This window comes from Brenneria uluponensis (genome assembly GCF_032395385.1).
Classification (GTDB): domain Bacteria; phylum Pseudomonadota; class Gammaproteobacteria; order Enterobacterales; family Enterobacteriaceae; genus Prodigiosinella; species Prodigiosinella aquatilis.
The window spans coordinates 2,638,354-2,654,363 of record NZ_CP135917.1; the positions used below are offsets into that span (position 1 = coordinate 2,638,354).

General features: G+C 45.2%; 18 protein-coding genes and 1 other annotated feature. Of the genes, 7 read left to right on the forward strand and 11 right to left on the reverse strand.

The genetic code is table 11. From position 1 onward, the window contains the following. Positions 1 to 12 precede the first annotated feature (12 nt). The 4 genes from RS889_RS12195 (at position 13) to RS889_RS12210 (ending at position 4,250) form a co-directional block, all read left to right on the forward strand. Positions 13 to 1,302, forward strand: coding sequence for an ABC transporter substrate-binding protein (locus RS889_RS12195; protein ID WP_315707454.1), 1,290 nt, complete (start codon positions 13 to 15; stop codon positions 1,300 to 1,302). 252 nt (positions 1,303 to 1,554) lie between these two features. After that, positions 1,555 to 2,268, forward strand: a complete 714-nt coding sequence (locus RS889_RS12200; RefSeq protein ID WP_315707455.1) for an oligogalacturonate-specific porin KdgM family protein — start codon at positions 1,555 to 1,557, stop codon at positions 2,266 to 2,268. Between the two features lie 315 nt (positions 2,269 to 2,583). Then, on the forward strand, positions 2,584 to 3,549 hold the full coding sequence (paeX, locus tag RS889_RS12205; RefSeq protein ID WP_315707456.1) for a pectin acetylesterase PaeX: 966 nt from the start codon (positions 2,584 to 2,586) through the stop codon (positions 3,547 to 3,549). A 131-nt stretch (positions 3,550 to 3,680) separates the two neighbouring features. Continuing rightward, complete coding sequence (locus tag RS889_RS12210) at positions 3,681 to 4,250, forward strand: metal-dependent hydrolase (RefSeq protein WP_315707457.1); 570 nt, start codon at positions 3,681 to 3,683, stop codon at positions 4,248 to 4,250. Between the two features lie 94 nt (positions 4,251 to 4,344). On the opposite strand, the gene osmE is transcribed toward RS889_RS12210, so the two are convergent. Continuing rightward, complete coding sequence (gene osmE, locus RS889_RS12215) at positions 4,345 to 4,674, reverse strand: osmotically-inducible lipoprotein OsmE (RefSeq protein ID WP_315707458.1); 330 nt, start codon at positions 4,672 to 4,674, stop codon at positions 4,345 to 4,347. A 226-nt stretch (positions 4,675 to 4,900) separates the two neighbouring features. Here osmE and nadE point away from each other — a divergent pair, with 226 nt between their 5' ends. The 3 genes from nadE (at position 4,901) to RS889_RS12230 (ending at position 7,199) form a co-directional block, all read left to right on the forward strand. Beyond that, on the forward strand, positions 4,901 to 5,725 hold the full coding sequence (nadE, locus tag RS889_RS12220; protein ID WP_315707459.1) for an ammonia-dependent NAD(+) synthetase: 825 nt from the start codon (positions 4,901 to 4,903) through the stop codon (positions 5,723 to 5,725). 82 nt (positions 5,726 to 5,807) lie between these two features. Further along, positions 5,808 to 6,689 carry an aromatic amino acid DMT transporter YddG gene (gene yddG, locus RS889_RS12225; RefSeq protein ID WP_315711040.1) on the forward strand — a complete coding sequence of 294 codons (882 nt, stop codon included), beginning with the start codon at positions 5,808 to 5,810 and terminating at the stop codon, positions 6,687 to 6,689. A 153-nt stretch (positions 6,690 to 6,842) separates the two neighbouring features. Then, positions 6,843 to 7,199, forward strand: a complete 357-nt coding sequence (locus RS889_RS12230) for a nitrous oxide-stimulated promoter family protein (RefSeq protein WP_315707460.1) — start codon at positions 6,843 to 6,845, stop codon at positions 7,197 to 7,199. 125 nt (positions 7,200 to 7,324) lie between these two features. Here the strand turns inward: RS889_RS12230 and tnpA are convergent, their stop codons facing one another. From tnpA to RS889_RS12275, 10 genes are all read right to left on the reverse strand, one after another. Continuing rightward, positions 7,325 to 7,783 carry an IS200/IS605 family transposase gene (gene tnpA / locus RS889_RS12235; RefSeq protein ID WP_315707820.1) on the reverse strand — a complete coding sequence of 153 codons (459 nt, stop codon included), beginning with the start codon at positions 7,781 to 7,783 and terminating at the stop codon, positions 7,325 to 7,327. A 181-nt stretch (positions 7,784 to 7,964) separates the two neighbouring features. Further along, a complete protein-coding gene (gene ihfA, locus RS889_RS12240) occupies positions 7,965 to 8,261 on the reverse strand; it encodes an integration host factor subunit alpha (protein WP_009112984.1) in 297 nt (98 codons plus the stop codon). A gap of 4 nt (positions 8,262 to 8,265) precedes the next feature. Then, positions 8,266 to 10,653 carry a phenylalanine--tRNA ligase subunit beta gene (gene pheT / locus RS889_RS12245; protein ID WP_315707461.1) on the reverse strand — a complete coding sequence of 796 codons (2,388 nt, stop codon included), beginning with the start codon at positions 10,651 to 10,653 and terminating at the stop codon, positions 8,266 to 8,268. A gap of 15 nt (positions 10,654 to 10,668) precedes the next feature. After that, positions 10,669 to 11,652 (reverse strand): phenylalanine--tRNA ligase subunit alpha, encoded by a 984-nt coding sequence (gene pheS, locus RS889_RS12250; RefSeq protein WP_021015814.1) that lies wholly within the window; start codon positions 11,650 to 11,652, stop codon positions 10,669 to 10,671. Positions 11,653 to 11,762: 110 nt separating this feature from the next. Then, positions 11,763 to 11,886, reverse strand: a sequence feature (Phe leader region). Next, a complete protein-coding gene (gene pheM / locus RS889_RS23810; RefSeq protein ID WP_157831396.1) occupies positions 11,837 to 11,881 on the reverse strand; it encodes a pheST operon leader peptide PheM in 45 nt (14 codons plus the stop codon). (Overlaps the previous feature by 45 nt.) A gap of 141 nt (positions 11,887 to 12,027) precedes the next feature. After that, a complete protein-coding gene (gene rplT / locus RS889_RS12255; protein ID WP_021015813.1) occupies positions 12,028 to 12,384 on the reverse strand; it encodes a 50S ribosomal protein L20 in 357 nt (118 codons plus the stop codon). Between the two features lie 42 nt (positions 12,385 to 12,426). Then, positions 12,427 to 12,624, reverse strand: coding sequence for a 50S ribosomal protein L35 (gene rpmI / locus RS889_RS12260; RefSeq protein WP_021015812.1), 198 nt, complete (start codon positions 12,622 to 12,624; stop codon positions 12,427 to 12,429). Positions 12,625 to 12,720: 96 nt separating this feature from the next. Then, positions 12,721 to 13,263, reverse strand: coding sequence for a translation initiation factor IF-3 (gene infC, locus RS889_RS12265; RefSeq protein ID WP_071790861.1), 543 nt, complete (start codon positions 13,261 to 13,263; stop codon positions 12,721 to 12,723). Positions 13,264 to 13,266: 3 nt separating this feature from the next. Beyond that, positions 13,267 to 15,195 (reverse strand): threonine--tRNA ligase, encoded by a 1,929-nt coding sequence (gene thrS, locus RS889_RS12270; protein WP_315707462.1) that lies wholly within the window; start codon positions 15,193 to 15,195, stop codon positions 13,267 to 13,269. A gap of 486 nt (positions 15,196 to 15,681) precedes the next feature. Next, positions 15,682 to 15,957 carry a YebO family protein gene (locus tag RS889_RS12275; protein WP_021015809.1) on the reverse strand — a complete coding sequence of 92 codons (276 nt, stop codon included), beginning with the start codon at positions 15,955 to 15,957 and terminating at the stop codon, positions 15,682 to 15,684. Between the last annotated feature and the right edge of the window lie 53 nt (positions 15,958 to 16,010).

Genomic DNA, 16,010 nt, shown 5'->3' on the forward strand with positions numbered 1-16,010 from the left:
GAGTAGTAATCGATGAAAAAAGTGATCCTACGCACATTAATTGCCTCATCTCTGGCACTGTTGGCACATCAATCTTTTGCAGCAGATCAGGTTAATCTGCGTGTGTCATGGTGGGGCGGTAACGGACGTCACCAAGCGACACTGAAAGCCATTGATGCATTCCACAAACAGTACCCAAACATTGACGTTAAGGCAGAATATACTGGTTGGGATGGACATCTCTCTCGTCTTACCACACAGATTGCCGGTAATACTGAACCCGATGTAATGCAGACCAACTGGAACTGGTTGCCTATTTTTTCCAAAAATGGCGATGGCTTCTATGATTTGAACAAAGTGAATGGCCCGCTGGATCTATCACAGTTCAGCCCCAAAGAGCTGCAAGCTACGACTATTGACGGAAAATTGAACGGCATTCCTATCTCCGTCACAGCCCGGATGTTCTACTATAACGACGAAACCTGGAAAAAAGCGGGGCTGTCCTATCCGAAAACCTGGGATGAACTGCTGAACGCCGGTAAAGTATTCAAGGAGAAACTGGGAGATCAATACTATCCCGTCGTTCTGGAACATCAGGACTCGTTGGCGTTGTTACGTTCTTACATGGTGCAGAAATACAACATTCCTGCCGTGGATGAAAAGGCGAAAAAATTCGCTTATACCGAGGCACAATGGGTTGAGTTCTTCCAGATGTATAAAAAAATGGTCGATTCCCATGTTATGCCATCATCGAAATACTATGCCTCGTTCGGCAAGAGCAATATGTATGAAATGAAACCGTGGATTGCGGGTGAATGGGCGGGTACTTATATGTGGAACTCTACCATTACCAAGTACTCTGATAACTTGAAAGCGCCTGCCAAGCTGGTACTGGGAGACTACCCCATGTTACCAGGTGCCAAAGACGCAGGTCTGTTCTTTAAACCTGCACAGATGTTTTCTATCGGTAAATCTACCAAGCATCCGAAAGAAGCCGCGATGTTAATCAACTTCTTACTGAACAGTAAAGAAGGTGTACAGGCCATGGGCCTGGAGCGTGGTGTACCATTGAGCAAATCCGCCGTCGCGCAATTACGTGCTGATGGCGTAATTAAAGATAGCGATCCATCGGTAGCAGGCCTGACTATGGCACTGTCTTTACCACATGCAATGAAAACATCACCTTATTTTGATGATCCGCAAATCGTAGTACTATTCGGTGATGCCATTCAGTATATTGACTACGGTCAGAAGTCGGTGAAAGAAACAGCAAAATATTTCCAGCGTCAAGGTGATCGTATTCTGAAACGTGCCATGAGATAATAATAGAAGTTATTTATTATATTAATAACCCTGCCATACCCATGGCAGGGTTATTTTATTAAAAATGAAACAGATCATATATTCCCATTGATCGCCATCACAAAATGAAACCAAGTTTCAATTTTTAATATTCAAACCGATCTTGATCACAAAATAGATTTAATATGTCCTTAAAATAGAACCTGCTTTAAAACGAAATATTGCGTCCTTCAATTTTTTGCTTCACTCCTTAATTAATAGGGAAAATTAAAAATGAAATTAAAACTACTCGCTCTGGCTGTAACGTCATTAATTAGTGTAAACGCACTGGCGGTATCAATTGATTACCGGCATGAATGGCGGGATACTGCGAAAGGTGACCAACGGGATCGCTTATTAATATCAAACCGATTCGCCAATGGTTTTGGATTATCTTCAGAAGTATCATGGAAACAATCCAGTGCAGACAGCACGCCGAATAAGCCGTTTAATGAACAGGTTAGCAATGAAACTGAAGTGATTGCGAGTTATCTCTATAAATTCAATCAAACTTTTTCGCTGGAAAGTGGCTTTAGCTTAGTCTCCGGGTCCACATACAATACTTATCGTCCTTATCTTCGCGGTGGAGTAAAATTTGCCGATGACTGGACTGCCACACTGCGTTATCGCCCTTATTACAAACGTATCAGTGGTAATATTGGTAGTTCAAGTAATACGGCTGAGAATGGTTATAATATTACCGCAAATGTCGGCTATACGTTTCTCAAAGATTATAATATTTCTTATGAATATGACTTCAAGAAAATTAACCATGCCGGAGCAAAGAGCTATGACAACCATAGCTACAATGCCGATCATCAGGTTAAATTATCTTATAAATGGGATAAAAACTGGAAGCCTTATATTTCTTTATCCAACCTCGCAGATAACGGCACCAGCGATCATCGTCAAACCCGTTATCGTGTAGGTGTAGTCTACACATTCTAATAGGTAACGGCAGACTGCCTTGCTTGTTATAGAAGGCGGTTTATATTCTCGGATAAATTAAATTGATAACTGGTTTGGTTTTAAATTACATATTTATAATCATTGCTTGTGAATTTATTTTAATAACGCTATCATTAATTGAGTTTGATATTCCTGTGTCTAACTACCCTCTTTACGAATGAACGTTATTTGTTTAGTCATCATTTTATAGCGGACATTTTCTCCGATAAATGTCCGTTTTTTTTTGCTGAAAAAACAATATATCGAAACTGACTCTTTTCACTATTGCACCTATTACAAACCAAAAGGTATATCATGATTCTCCGTTTATTAATTGCCGGAACCATTATGATGTCAGTTAATGGATTCAGTTACTCCCAGTCGACTTTCCCCGTCTGGCCACAAGAGGAAGCTCCTGGGGCAGCGACCTCACACGCACAACCACAGGTCGTGGAAAGAAGCAAAAACCCGGCGTTGCCCGATCGAGCCGCCACCGGCGTTCGTAGCCCGGAAATTACTGTCTATCCAGCGAGTAAACCTAATGGAATCGCGCTACTCATCACACCAGGCGGCGCCTACCAACGAGTTGTTCTGGATAAAGAAGGCAGTGTATTAGCCCCTTTCTTTAATCAACAAGGCTATACCCTGTTTGTGATGACCTATCGAATGCCTGGTGAAGGTCACAAAGAAGGTGCAGATGCTCCGTTAGCCGATGCACAACGAGCTATTCGTAGCTTACGCGCCAACGCTGGCAAATGGCATATCAATCCACAACAAATTGGCATTATGGGTTTTTCTGCCGGTGGTCATGTTGCTGCCAGTCTTGGTACACGATTCGATCAGGCTGTTTATCCCGCCCAGGATGCTATTGACAAACTAAGTGCCCGGCCTGATTTTATGGTGTTGATGTACCCTGTCATTTCCATGCAAACAGCTATTGCCCACAATGGGTCCAGGATTGCACTGATAGGTCATCATCCTACCAATGCACAGATTAATCGCTATTCTGCCGAAACACAGGTTACCGATCAAACACCCCCAACATTTTTGGTCCATGCGGTGGATGATCCTTCCGTTGCTGTTGATAATAGTCTGGTTATGTTTTCGGCATTACGGGCGCATCATATCCCGGTTGAAATGCATCTGTTTACGCAGGGTAAACATGGTTTTGGTATCCGTGGGACCCAGGGATTACCCGTCGCAACCTGGCCGCAATTACTGGATAACTGGATTAAATCATTGCCAGCCATAAAAAAAGAAAATGATCATGCGGGGAAATAATCTTTATTGATGAATGGTTACCAATAGTATGATTAATGTCATCAATAAAAATAAATAGTTACGCTGTCACTGCTTTCGTCACTCATCACGATCTCCTATACTGTATAAAATAACAGTTTTCGAGACGTTTCATGACTGCGGAAGGACACCTTCTCTTCTCTATTGCTAGTGTTATCTTGGCTAAAAAAATAGAACTATCGCCCGCGCTGGCCGCAGGAGACTGGTGGCATATTATTCCAGGTGCGTTACTGACGGCCTTGTTGCCAGATATCGATCATCCTAAATCAGTGCTGGGGCAACGGTTAAAGTGGATTTCCGTTCCTATCGCCCGGGCATTTGGTCACCGCGGTTTTACCCACAGTCTGTTGGCAATCATGCTCGGGCTCTATTTTATCCATACCCAGTTACCTACTGACTGGCTAATACCCACTGATGCCTATCACGCCATGATCGTTGGCTATCTTAGCCATATCGCTGGCGATATGCTGACTACCGCAGGAGTTCCGCTACTATGGCCATGTCGCTGGCGCTTTCGTTTGCCTATCCTGAACAGTCAAAAAGGTAATCAACTGGAGCGTATCCTCTGCATTGGATTGATTGCCTTTTCAATCTTTCACCCCCAACAACCGCTTGATGGCTGGAACGACACGCTGTCAATTAAGCTTTTCCAGCACCGTGTTCATCAATTACTCATCCCATAATATACAAAACTGGCACAATATTAATATCTGACCATTTTCACAAAAAAAACCGGAGGCGGTTACCCTCCTCCGGTATGATTATACTCAACCTGAATTAATGCTGTGGATTCGTATCGTACTCCTGACAGCTTTGGAAACCCTTGTTCATAACGTGGCCCGTTTCATCAAAGCTAACGAAATAATGCTGAACCTTGCCATCATGCGTTCCCAAGATATAAGTATCACACGTTCCCCTGGCATTGACCATTGTAACGGTCGTCGAAGGAGAACCGGCAATTTGGTTCACTTGCTGCCTGGTCATACCTTTATTCACATCTCTTACCACGGGTTTTGTTAAATAGTTTTCAGCCCGATTATATGCTGTACATCCAGAAAGCATCACCGCACCTGCGGCAATACACATGATGAGTCGACCATTTTTCATTGAGGTACCCCATTTTTATATCCATTAGACTTAAGACTAGATGAGAATGTGTGGCTTCTCAAACCGAAACGCTGCTTTTGATAAGATAAAAGTTGGCACCAATAACACTAATCTCGTGTAAAACTCTCCGCACATGACTTGTTCTTTTACTCTGTGGCAGTTAACGTTAATCTTTAGCAATGAGAATAATTATTCTGGCGTATCAATAAGTTCAGGAGGGGGTTGTATGTCATTACAGCAGGAAATCATCCAGGCGCTAAGTGTAAAAAGCACCATCGATCCAGCGCAGGAAATCCGTGTGAGTGTTGATTTTTTAAAAGATTATCTTAAAGCACACCCATTTATCAAAAGTTTGGTATTAGGAATTAGTGGTGGCCAGGATTCGACCCTCACTGGCAAACTATGCCAAACCGCCATTAGCGAATTGCGCAATGAAACCGGAAAAGACGATTACCAGTTCATCGCTGTTCGTTTGCCGTTCGGTGTACAGGCCGATGAACATGACTGCCAGGACGCCCTTGCATTTATCCAACCAGACCGAGTGTTGAAAGTAAACATCAAGCCAGCCATAGAGGCCAGTGAAGCGACCTTGCGTGAGCTAGGTATTGAACTGTCCGATTTTGTGAAAGGCAATGAAAAAGCACGTGAACGGATGAAAGCTCAGTACAGTATTGCGGGCATGAACGCAGGTCTGGTGGCGGGAACGGATCATGCTGCTGAAGCCGTAACGGGTTTCTTCACCAAATACGGTGATGGAGGTACGGATATCAATCCAATCTTCCGTTTGAATAAACGCCAGGGGAAAGCGTTGTTAAAACTGCTTGGCTGCCCGTCCCATCTCTATACCAAGACCCCCACAGCAGATTTGGAAGATAATCGGCCGGCTCTGCCTGACGAAGTGGCGCTTGGCGTCACTTATGAAAAAATTGATGATTATCTGGAGGGCAAACAGATTGATCCGAAAGATGCAGCAATCATCGAAAACTGGTACAGCAAGACCGAACACAAACGTCGTCCGCCAATTACCGTTTTTGACGACTTCTGGCGTTAATTGACATAACTCAATACGTTATGCGGATGCCATTATGACATCCGCTTTTCATTGGACCCCATCTTAAGCCCTCATCATGGAAATAACGTCACAACGCGCTACGCTGGTTGGATTAAGTGCCATACTGCTTTGGAGTACGTCTGTTGGACTAATACGAAGGTTGACAGAATCGCTGGGCCCTCTTGGCGGAGCCGCAATGATTTACTCCTCCAGCGCACTATGCCTTATTCTGTTCAATGGTTTTCCTCCCATTAGAAGTCAATCCAAAATCTATTTACTGCTAGGTGGAGCCCTGTTTGTCTGCTATGAGATCTTTTTTTCTCTGGCTATCGGTTTTGCAAGTAATCGTATGCAGGCTATGGAATTGGGAATGATTAATTATCTCTGGCCTTGTCTGACTATTCTGTTCGCCATCGTTATTAACCAACAGAAAAGTCGCTTTTTCCTGTGGCCAGGTATTGCGCTGTCATTAGCCGGTATCGTATGGATCATGAAAGGCGATGGTGTCTGGTCACTATCACTCATGTGGCACAACATTATTGCCAACCCCGTAGCTTACGGATTGGCCTTTGCCGCCGCTATTGTCTGGGCACTGTATTGCAATGTTTCTCGCCGTTTTGGTGGTGGTAAAAGCGGTATTTCACTGTTCTTTGTTGCGGTATCAGCGGTGTTGTGGCGTCAATATCTGTTCAGCGAAGAACCCGTGCTTTCCTTTTCTCTGACCACGGTGTTGGAATTGCTGTTTATCGCAGGCTCTACGGCATTATCGTATATGGCGTGGGACATCGGCATACAGCGGGGTAATCTCACATTGCTGGCCACCGCATCTTACTTTACGCCAATGCTATCTGCATTACTGAGTGCATTATGGCTGAATATTATCCCCACCTTTTCGTTCTGGCAGGGAGTTCTCATGATCACGGTAGGATCACTGCTGTCCTGGATGGCAACACGTTCCTCATAAACGTATTTTTTCGCCCCTTGATCGATAATGTGCATTCCATCTTTATTCTTGTGGTGTTGTGGTGTGAACCACTATTTCATCATTTATAAATTGCATATAAAATATATCTATTAACTCAAGCACTGTGCAGCAGGAGATGGGAGAAATAATATTATGCCGGGGAAACGAATCCAACGAGAAATCCATACTGTCAGCTTGATGATTGATCTGTATGAAAAAAGGCATCCAGCACCAGAAAACGATGCCGACCGTTATGTTCATCTATTCCAATATGCGGTGAATCGTCTGGAAAGATGTTACTTTAAAGAAGAAAAACCGGCCTGCAAACAATGCCCCATCCATTGCTATCAACCAGCAAAACGCGAAGAAATCAAAACAATAATGCGCTGGTCAGGACCACGAATGCTGTTGTATCACCCTATTCTGGCTATCCGTCATTTAATAGATGACTATCGCCCAGTGCCCCCTCACCTTGTACCCAAAACAAAGAAACCCTCTAGCGATACCTAAAGTTCATCGCTCACTCAAATAAATATCCTCCGGCATAGCCGGAGGTTTTTCATATGCGCCTATAAGGCTCTGTTACCAGCCGCGCCCTAACAGGCGCATCGCGATCTGACATTTGCATCTATGGATTACTTACGGCCCGTAAACGGGCTACCCGGATATGGGATCGAGAGTTGCTCACCCAACTTATCTTGCTCCAATTGGTGCTTTATGTATTCTTGTATCTTCGATGTATTCTTTCCCACCGTATCTACATAATACCCTCGACACCAGAATTCTCGATTTCGGTATTTAAACTTCAAATCGCCAAATTGCTCATAAACCATCAGGCTACTCTTACCCTTCAGGTATCCCATAAAACTCGACACACTCATCTTCGGCGGGATCTCCAGAAGCATATGGATGTGATCCACACAACATTCTGCCTCCACGAGGTTCACGTTTTTCCATTCACACAACTTTCTTAATATGCCGCCAATTGCCCTACGCTTTTCTCCATAGAACACCTGCCTTCGGTACTTCGGCGCAAAAACGATGTGATATTTACAGTTCCATCGGGTGTGCGCTAAGCTCTTTTCGTCCCCCATGGGACCCCCTTTCAATTTTTTGCTTAACTTTTGCAGTTGCCAGACCGCAAGGTGTTTTAACAAATCGAAAGGGGTTTTTATAACCGACTTATAGCTGAAAGCTTTACGGAACCCCCAGCCTAGCTGGGGGTTTTCTATAGACAAAAAAAAAGGCCGCTTACGCGGCCTTTGGTTTAACTCTTCATTCTTTGGGTGAAGCGTTTTCTACCCGACTTTTCAATTTCTGCCCCGGACGGAACGTGACCACACGACGCGCCGTAATCGGAATATCTTCGCCAGTTTTTGGGTTACGTCCCGGTCGTTGGTTCTTGTCTCGCAAGTCAAAATTACCAAAACCAGACAATTTGACTTGCTCGCCATTTTCCAAAGCGCGACGAACTTCTTCAAAAAACAGCTCGACTAGCTCTTTGGCATCCCGTTTGCTCAGCCCAAGCTTTTCAAACAGGTATTCTGACATTTCAGCTTTTGTAAGCGCCATAGGTTCAATCCCTCAAGGATGCTTGGAATCGCTGTTTTAATGCCGCCACACATTGCGCAACCGTAGCGGCAATTTCCTCTTCTGCCAGTGTACGAGAGGTATCCTGCAATATCAGGCTAATAGCCAGGCTCTTATACCCTTCCGCTACGCCCTTTCCTCGGTACACGTCAAATAAGTTTACGCCAACTAACTGATTTGCGCCAACTTTCTTGCATTCGGTTAAAACATCGCCTGCGAGCACGTTTTCAGAGACGACCACAGCGATGTCGCGACGATTAGACGGGAAGCGTGAAATGTCCTTCGCATCAGGCACCACGCGGTCTGCAAGCCGATCCCAGCAGACTTCAAACACTACAGTACGCCCATTCAGATCCAGTTTACGTTCCAGCTCAGGATGAATGACACCAATAAAACCAATGCGTTCTTCACCTAAATAAATTGCAGCACTTTGCCCTGGATGTAATGCCGGGTTCGCCTCAGCACGAAATTCAATGGCTGACTGCTTACCTGTCAATGCCAGAATAGCTTCCAGATCACCTTTCAAATCATAGAAATCAACAGCCTGACGGGTCAGATCCCAGTGCTCTTCATACCGCGTTCCAGTAATCACCCCTGCCAACATCATATCCTGACGAATGCCCAGGTCTGCACTTTGATCCGGAACAAAGCGTAAACCGCTTTCAAACAGACGTAGACGGCTTTGCTGACGGTTCTGATTATAGACTATCGCTTCCAGTAAACCGCTCCACAGTGAGAGTCTCATCGCGGACATTTCAACCGAAATCGGACTAGGCAGAATCAAAGCCTCTTCATCTGGATGAACCAGAGACTGAATTTTGGGATCAACAAAACTGTAAGTAATTGCTTCTTGGAATCCACGGTCAACCAACATGGTTTTCACTCGTTTGAGCGACAAATCCGCTTCACGATGCTGAGTCATTGTCAGTGGTGCCAGCGTCGCCACATTGGGAATATTATCATAGCCATATATGCGTGCGACCTCTTCCACCAGGTCCTCTTCGATTTCCATATCGAAACGCCAACTTGGTGCTACCGCCTGCCATCCAGCATTGGTTTTCGTTACCTGACAGCCCAGATGGCTCAGGATAGTGCTGACTTTTTCATCGGCAATATGATGACCAATCAGCCGATCCAGCTTTTCTCGGCGCAGTTCAATGGTGGCTCGAACAGGTAAGTCTTTTTCGCTAGTAACATCAATGACCGGCCCGGCATTGCCGCCACAGATATCCAAAAGTAAACGGGTAGCACGTTCGATAGCCTTATGTTGCAAGGCCGGGTCAACACCACGCTCATAGCGATGGGACGCATCCGTGTGCAGACCATAACGACGGGCACGACCAGTGATAGACAGCGGGTTGAAGTAAGCACACTCCAGCAACACATCCTGTGTGTCCTCATTTACACCCGAGTGTTCCCCACCGAAAATTCCACCTATAGCCAGAGCCTTTTGGTGGTCCGCAATCACCAGTGTGTCACTGTTCAATGTGGCATCACTACCATCCAACAGGCGCAGAACTTCGCCATCTTTGGCCATACGCACGACAATACCACCTTCCAGACGGCTCAGATCGAAGGCATGCATGGGTTGTCCCAGTTCCAACAAGACATAGTTGGTAACATCCACCACCGGATCGATAGAACGAATACCGCAGCGCCGCAGTTTTTCACTCATCCACAGCGGTGTTGTCGCCTTAATATTAATGCCCTTCACTACCCGGCCCAGATAACGCGGACAAGCTTGAGTCGCCTCAACGCTAATCGGAAACGTATCCTGAATAACGACATCAACCGGTGCAATTTCCGGTTCAGTCAACGCCAACGCATTCAATACAGCCACATCACGTGCGACCCCCAGGATGCCCAGGCAATCCGCACGGTTCGGTGTCACACTGATTTCGATAGTGTGGTCATTGAGCGCTAAATAGTCACGGATATCGCTACCTACTGGGGCATCCAGTGGTAACTCAATGATGCCACTGTGATCATCGGTAATAGCCAACTCCGAAAATGAACACAACATCCCTTCCGAAGGTTCACCACGCAATTTTGCCGCTTTGATTTTAAAATCGCCGGGAAGAACAGCCCCCACGGTTGCGACTGCAACTTTCAAGCCCTGACGACAATTCGGTGCGCCACAAACGATATTCAGCAGGCGTTCACCTCCAACATTAACCTTTGTTACACGCAACTTATCCGCATTAGGGTGCTGTGCGCACTCCATCACTTCCCCAACAACAACACCATGGAAGGCGCCAGCAACAGCTTCAACGCCATCGACTTCAAGACCCGCCATAGTAATTTGTTCAGATAAGGCATCGCTGCTGATTGCTGGATTAACCCATTCGCGTAACCAGAGTTCACTGAATTTCATGATGATGTATCCGCCTTATTTAAACTGTTTGAGGAAGCGTAAATCGTTTTCAAAGAATGCACGTAAGTCGGTGACGCCATAACGCAACATCGTCAGGCGTTCCATACCCATGCCGAATGCAAAACCAGAGTAAACTTCTGGGTCGACCCCCACATTACGTAGCACATTCGGATGCACCATGCCGCATCCCAAAACTTCGAGCCATTTACCATTTTTACCCATTACATCCACTTCAGCTGAAGGCTCTGTAAAAGGGAAATAGGAAGGACGAAAACGGACCTGTAAATCTTCCTCAAAGAAGTTGCGCAGAAAATCATGCAGCGTCCCTTTCAGATTGGTAAAGTTGATATTTTTGTCAATAATCAACCCTTCCATCTGATGGAACATCGGCGTGTGCGTTTGATCATAGTCGTTACGATAAACACGGCCTGGCGCAATAATGCGAATCGGCGGCTGCTGTTTTTCCATTGTACGAATTTGCACGCCTGAAGTCTGTGTACGCAACAAGCGCCCGGCATCAAACCAGAATGTGTCATGATCGGCGCGTGCAGGATGATGACCGGGAATATTCAACGCATCAAAGTTATGATAGTCATCTTCAATTTCCGGACCTGATGCCACTGAAAATCCCAGTTCGCCGAAAAAAGTTTCAATCCGGTCAATGGTACGGGTTATCGGATGTAGCCCCCCGTTTTCCATGGTTCTCCCTGGCAGAGAAACATCTATTGTTTCTGCGGCCAGGCGAGCATTCATTTCAGCTGATTCCAGTGCTTGTTTGCGGGTATTCAGCGCTTCCTGAACATCCTGCTTTGCCTGATTGATTACCGCACCCGCGGCGGGACGTTCTTCAGCAGGCAGCTCGCGCAGCGAGGTCATCTGAAGGGTTAAGTGACCTTTTTTACCCAGATATTCAACACGCACATTTTCCAGTGTAGTGATATCTTGAGTCTCTTCTATGGCTGTTCTGGCTTTGGCAACCAGCTCTGCGAGATGTGGCATTGCATTCCTCTTCTTCTGCCTGTATGTCCAATGATCATAATTGGAAAAGTATGGTTATCAGTGCGCATGTAACAACGATGATCCTGCCATTAAATACATTTCCGGGATCAAATAAAAAAGCCTCCACAGAGGAGGCTTAAGCGCTACTTTTTGTTTCTTTTCTTACGCGCAAAGCCCCTGGGATTCAGGCGCTAAAGAAAAAAAAGAAACGGAAAATAGCAGTTTGCATACTTGCGTTACCTTGTCATCGTCTAACTTGTTGAGAATATAAACACATTTTCTTCGTTTTCGAAAGACGGAAAATATAAATTCATTCATCAATACGATTTATCATAAAACGGAAAAGAGGGAGACAAGCTCCCTCTTTTAGCTGGCTTACACCAGTGCTAATTTCGCTTTTTCGACCAATGCACTAAAGGCAATTTTGTCGAATACGGCGATATCAGCCAAAATCTTACGGTCAATTTCAACAGAGGCTTTTTTCAAGCCATTGATGAACTTACTGTAAGACAAACCATTCTGACGGGCTGCTGCATTGATACGTGCAATCCACAGCTGACGGAACTGACGTTTACGCTGACGACGGTCACGGTAAGCATACTGACCAGCTTTGATTACTGCCTGGAAGGCAACACGATAAACACGCGAACGGGCACCATAGTAACCTTTCGCTTGTTTCAATACTTTCTTGTGACGTGCACGGGCAACTACACCACGTTTTACGCGAGCCATATGCTCTCTCCTAATGTCTTATTCTGAATTAAAAAAAGTTACTTATGCGTAAGGTAGGCACGCAACGACCAAGCCCAAATCTCCTTTGGAGACCAGACCTTTCGGACGCAGATGACGTTTACGTTTAGTCGCCTTTTTGGTCAGAATATGACGCAGGTTAGCATGCTTACGCTTAAAACCACCATTAGCGGTTTTTTTGAAGCGTTTCGCGGCGCCACGTACTGTTTTAATCTTTGGCATTATTATTTCCACTTCGCATTGTTAATTAACAACGAACCAGATAAGGCGAACAAAACGCGCCACATAAAAGTAGCGCGGATATGTTACTTGAATGCCTTACTGTTTCTTCTTCGGTGCAAGCACCATAATCATCTGGCGGCCCTCGATCTTCGTCGGGAAGGACTCAACAACTGCCAGTTCACTCAGATCGTCACGAACGCGATTAAGCATTTCGATACCAATCTGTTGGTGTGCCATTTCACGTCCACGAAAACGTAGTGTTATTTTGGCTTTATCACCATCTTCCAGAAAGCGAATCAGGTTGCGTAGTTTGACCTGATAGTCGCCATCATCGGTACCAGGTCGGAATTTGATTTCCTTGACCTGAATAACTTTTTGCTTCTTCTTCTGCTCTTTAGTGGCCTTACTCTTCTCATAGAGGAACTTGCCGTAATCCATGATTCGGCAAACCGGCGGCTCGGCGTTCGGACTGATTTCTACTAAATCGACACCTGCTTCCTCGGCTTTTTCTAACGCTTCATTCAGGCTGACAATACCAAGCTGTTCGCCATCAATACCCGTTAGACGTACCTCGTGTGCGCGAATTTCTCTGTTGATGCGATTAGGACGCGCCGGTTGAACTCGTTTTCCGCCTTTAATACTTTATTCCTCCAATTGATGAAGACTACGGCTGCGAATCTCTTCCTGCAGCTTACTGATCACTTCACGGACATCCAGGCTCCCCAAATCCTTACCACGACGAGTACGGACTGCAACTTTACCTGCTTCAACTTCTTTGTCGCCGCAGACAAGCATATAAGGAACACGCCGCAAAGTGTGCTCGCGGATTTTAAAGCCTATCTTCTCATTTCTCAAGTCTGCTTTGACGCGAATTCCTGCTTCCTGCAGTTTTCTGGTTAATTCGCTGACATAATCAGACTGATTGTCGGTGATATTCATAATCACCACCTGTACCGGAGCTAACCATGTTGGGAAAAAGCCTGCGTATTCTTCTGTAAGAATACCGATAAATCGCTCCATAGATCCCAGTATAGCCCGGTGAATCATTACTGGTACCTGACGTTCATTACTTTCTCCGACATAAGAAGCATTCAAACGTCCAGGTAATGAAAAGTCGAGCTGCACCGTACCACACTGCCAGGCACGATCCAAACAATCATGCAGAGTGAATTCGATCTTTGGACCGTAAAACGCCCCCTCTCCCGGCTGGAACTCAAACGGAATGCTATTTTCCGCCAACGCTGCGGCTAAATCATCTTCAGCACGGGTCCACATCTCATCAGTACCAATACGTTTCTCAGGACGAGTAGAAAGTTTCACTACAATCTTTTCAAAACCAAAAGTGCTGTACATGTCATAAACCATTTTTATACAGCTATTTACTTCACTACGAACCTGATCTTCAGTACAGAAAATATGCGCGTCATCCTGCGTGAAACCGCGAACCCGCATTAAACCATGCAGCGAACCTGATGGTTCATTACGGTGACAACTACCAAATTCGGCCATACGCAACGGCAAATCACGATAAGATTTGAGACCCTGATTAAAAATTTGCACATGTCCTGGGCAGTTCATCGGTTTAATGCAATATTCACGGTTCTCAGAAGACGTCGTAAACATGTGTTCTGCATAATTTTCCCAATGCCCCGTTTTTTCCCACAGGACACGATCCATCATAAACGGGCCTTTTACTTCCTGATACTGGTACTCTTTGAGCTTCATACGAACAAAGGCTTCAAGCTCACGGAAAATTGTCCAGCCATCGTTATGCCAGAATACCATGCCTGGCGCTTCTTCCTGCATGTGGTACAAATCAAGCTGTTTACCGATTTTACGGTGATCACGCTTGGCGGCTTCTTCCATACGTTGCAAATAAGCACTTAACTGCTTTTTATCCGCCCATGCGGTGCCATAAATACGTTGCAGCATTTTATTTTTGCTATCACCCCGCCAGTAAGCACCTGACGTTTTCTGTAATTTGAAATGGTGACAAAACCGCATATTCGGTACATGCGGACCACGGCACATATCGATATATTCTTCATGATGATACAGACCAGGATGGTCGTCATGGCTGATATTTTCATCAAGGATAGCGACCTTATAGACTTCTCCGCGGGTCATAAATGTATCGCGCGCTTCCTGCCAGCTCACTTTTTTCTTGATGACATCGTAATCTTTGCTGGCCAGCTCATGCATACGCTTTTCAAGCAGGTCAATATCTTCCTGAGTCAGCATGTGATCCAAATCGATATCATAGTAAAAACCATGATCAATCACCGGACCGATCGCCATTTTGGTGTCTGGCCATAATTGTTTAATAGCATGGCCTAACAAATGCGCACAGGAGTGACGGATAATCTCTAGACCGGCGTCATCTTTAGCGGTGATGATTGCCAGTTCGACATCCGATTCAATCGGATCGGTTGCATCGATCAATTCGCCATTTACTCGGCCAGCGATACAAGCTTTCGCCAGACCTGGACCAATATCCATGGCAACATCAAGAGGAGAAACTGAGCGGTCATAATGGCGTTGACTACCATCAGGAAGTGTAATAACAGGCATGATAATTCCCTTATTTGCAGTGGTGACCCACACGCAAGATCACATACAAAAGATAATTGTGTTTTATTTCAGTGAGTGAGAACTTTATTTAACCCACAATTGTTAAATATGTCCCAAACGGTTAATCCAAGAGATTACTATGGCTCGTCTAATTGGTTTGAAGCAACCAGTAAACTCACCCCGTAACTCGACGGCGTAGAGTAGCATCATGCAGAGACGCATTCCACCTACTATGGGCAAATATACTGCCATAACAGGCAATTATTCATGCTTATCTCTAACAGACTCCATTTCATTCATCATCAGATACAAGAGCACCCCATAAGATACATCCTCTAATCAATCAGGTCAGAATGCCAGTTCTCGGGATTCTACTTAAGAAAGCGCCTGTATGTTTTAACTGACATGTCATCGTTCTACTTTGCGCTGGGTTTGTATGAAAATTAGGGATAGTAATGCTCTATAACCCACCCTCAGCGTCCCATATCAACGTTCCGGGATCACATCTTTGAAATAAATATCTTCATCAGCGTTATACTCTGAATCCGACGGAGTATTACCTTGATCTCTGCCCACAGCCGTCACCAATGTCTGCAACAGATCAGATTGCAGCTTCTGTTGTTCCACGATTTCCTGTAGCAGTCTGATTTGTTCATTAGCTCGAACACTGATCCGATTAATAAAAAACCAGATGAACATAATCAACAACATGACCAAAACAACAAAAATACCCCCTAACGAGCTTGAAGCTACTTCACTCATGTCGAACCCTATTAACATTGGCTGATTAAAACGAATACTGTAGCACCGAGTCT

Coding starts and splice junctions, on each gene's coding strand:
- RS889_RS12195 (WP_315707454.1), top strand. CDS start 13: ATGAAAAAAGTGATCCTACGCACATTAATTGCCTCATCTCTGGCACTG.
- RS889_RS12200 (WP_315707455.1), top strand. CDS start 1,555: ATGAAATTAAAACTACTCGCTCTGGCTGTAACGTCATTAATTAGTGTA.
- paeX (WP_315707456.1), top strand. CDS start 2,584: ATGATTCTCCGTTTATTAATTGCCGGAACCATTATGATGTCAGTTAAT.
- RS889_RS12210 (WP_315707457.1), top strand. CDS start 3,681: ATGACTGCGGAAGGACACCTTCTCTTCTCTATTGCTAGTGTTATCTTG.
- osmE (WP_315707458.1), bottom strand. CDS start 4,674: ATGAAAAATGGTCGACTCATCATGTGTATTGCCGCAGGTGCGGTGATG.
- nadE (WP_315707459.1), top strand. CDS start 4,901: ATGTCATTACAGCAGGAAATCATCCAGGCGCTAAGTGTAAAAAGCACC.
- RS889_RS12230 (WP_315707460.1), top strand. CDS start 6,843: ATGCCGGGGAAACGAATCCAACGAGAAATCCATACTGTCAGCTTGATG.
- tnpA (WP_315707820.1), bottom strand. CDS start 7,783: ATGGGGGACGAAAAGAGCTTAGCGCACACCCGATGGAACTGTAAATAT.
- ihfA (WP_009112984.1), bottom strand. CDS start 8,261: ATGGCGCTTACAAAAGCTGAAATGTCAGAATACCTGTTTGAAAAGCTT.
- pheT (WP_315707461.1), bottom strand. CDS start 10,653: ATGAAATTCAGTGAACTCTGGTTACGCGAATGGGTTAATCCAGCAATC.
- pheS (WP_021015814.1), bottom strand. CDS start 11,652: ATGCCACATCTCGCAGAGCTGGTTGCCAAAGCCAGAACAGCCATAGAA.
- rplT (WP_021015813.1), bottom strand. CDS start 12,384: ATGGCTCGCGTAAAACGTGGTGTAGTTGCCCGTGCACGTCACAAGAAA.
- rpmI (WP_021015812.1), bottom strand. CDS start 12,624: ATGCCAAAGATTAAAACAGTACGTGGCGCCGCGAAACGCTTCAAAAAA.
- thrS (WP_315707462.1), bottom strand. CDS start 15,195: ATGCCTGTTATTACACTTCCTGATGGTAGTCAACGCCATTATGACCGC.
- RS889_RS12275 (WP_021015809.1), bottom strand. CDS start 15,957: ATGAGTGAAGTAGCTTCAAGCTCGTTAGGGGGTATTTTTGTTGTTTTG.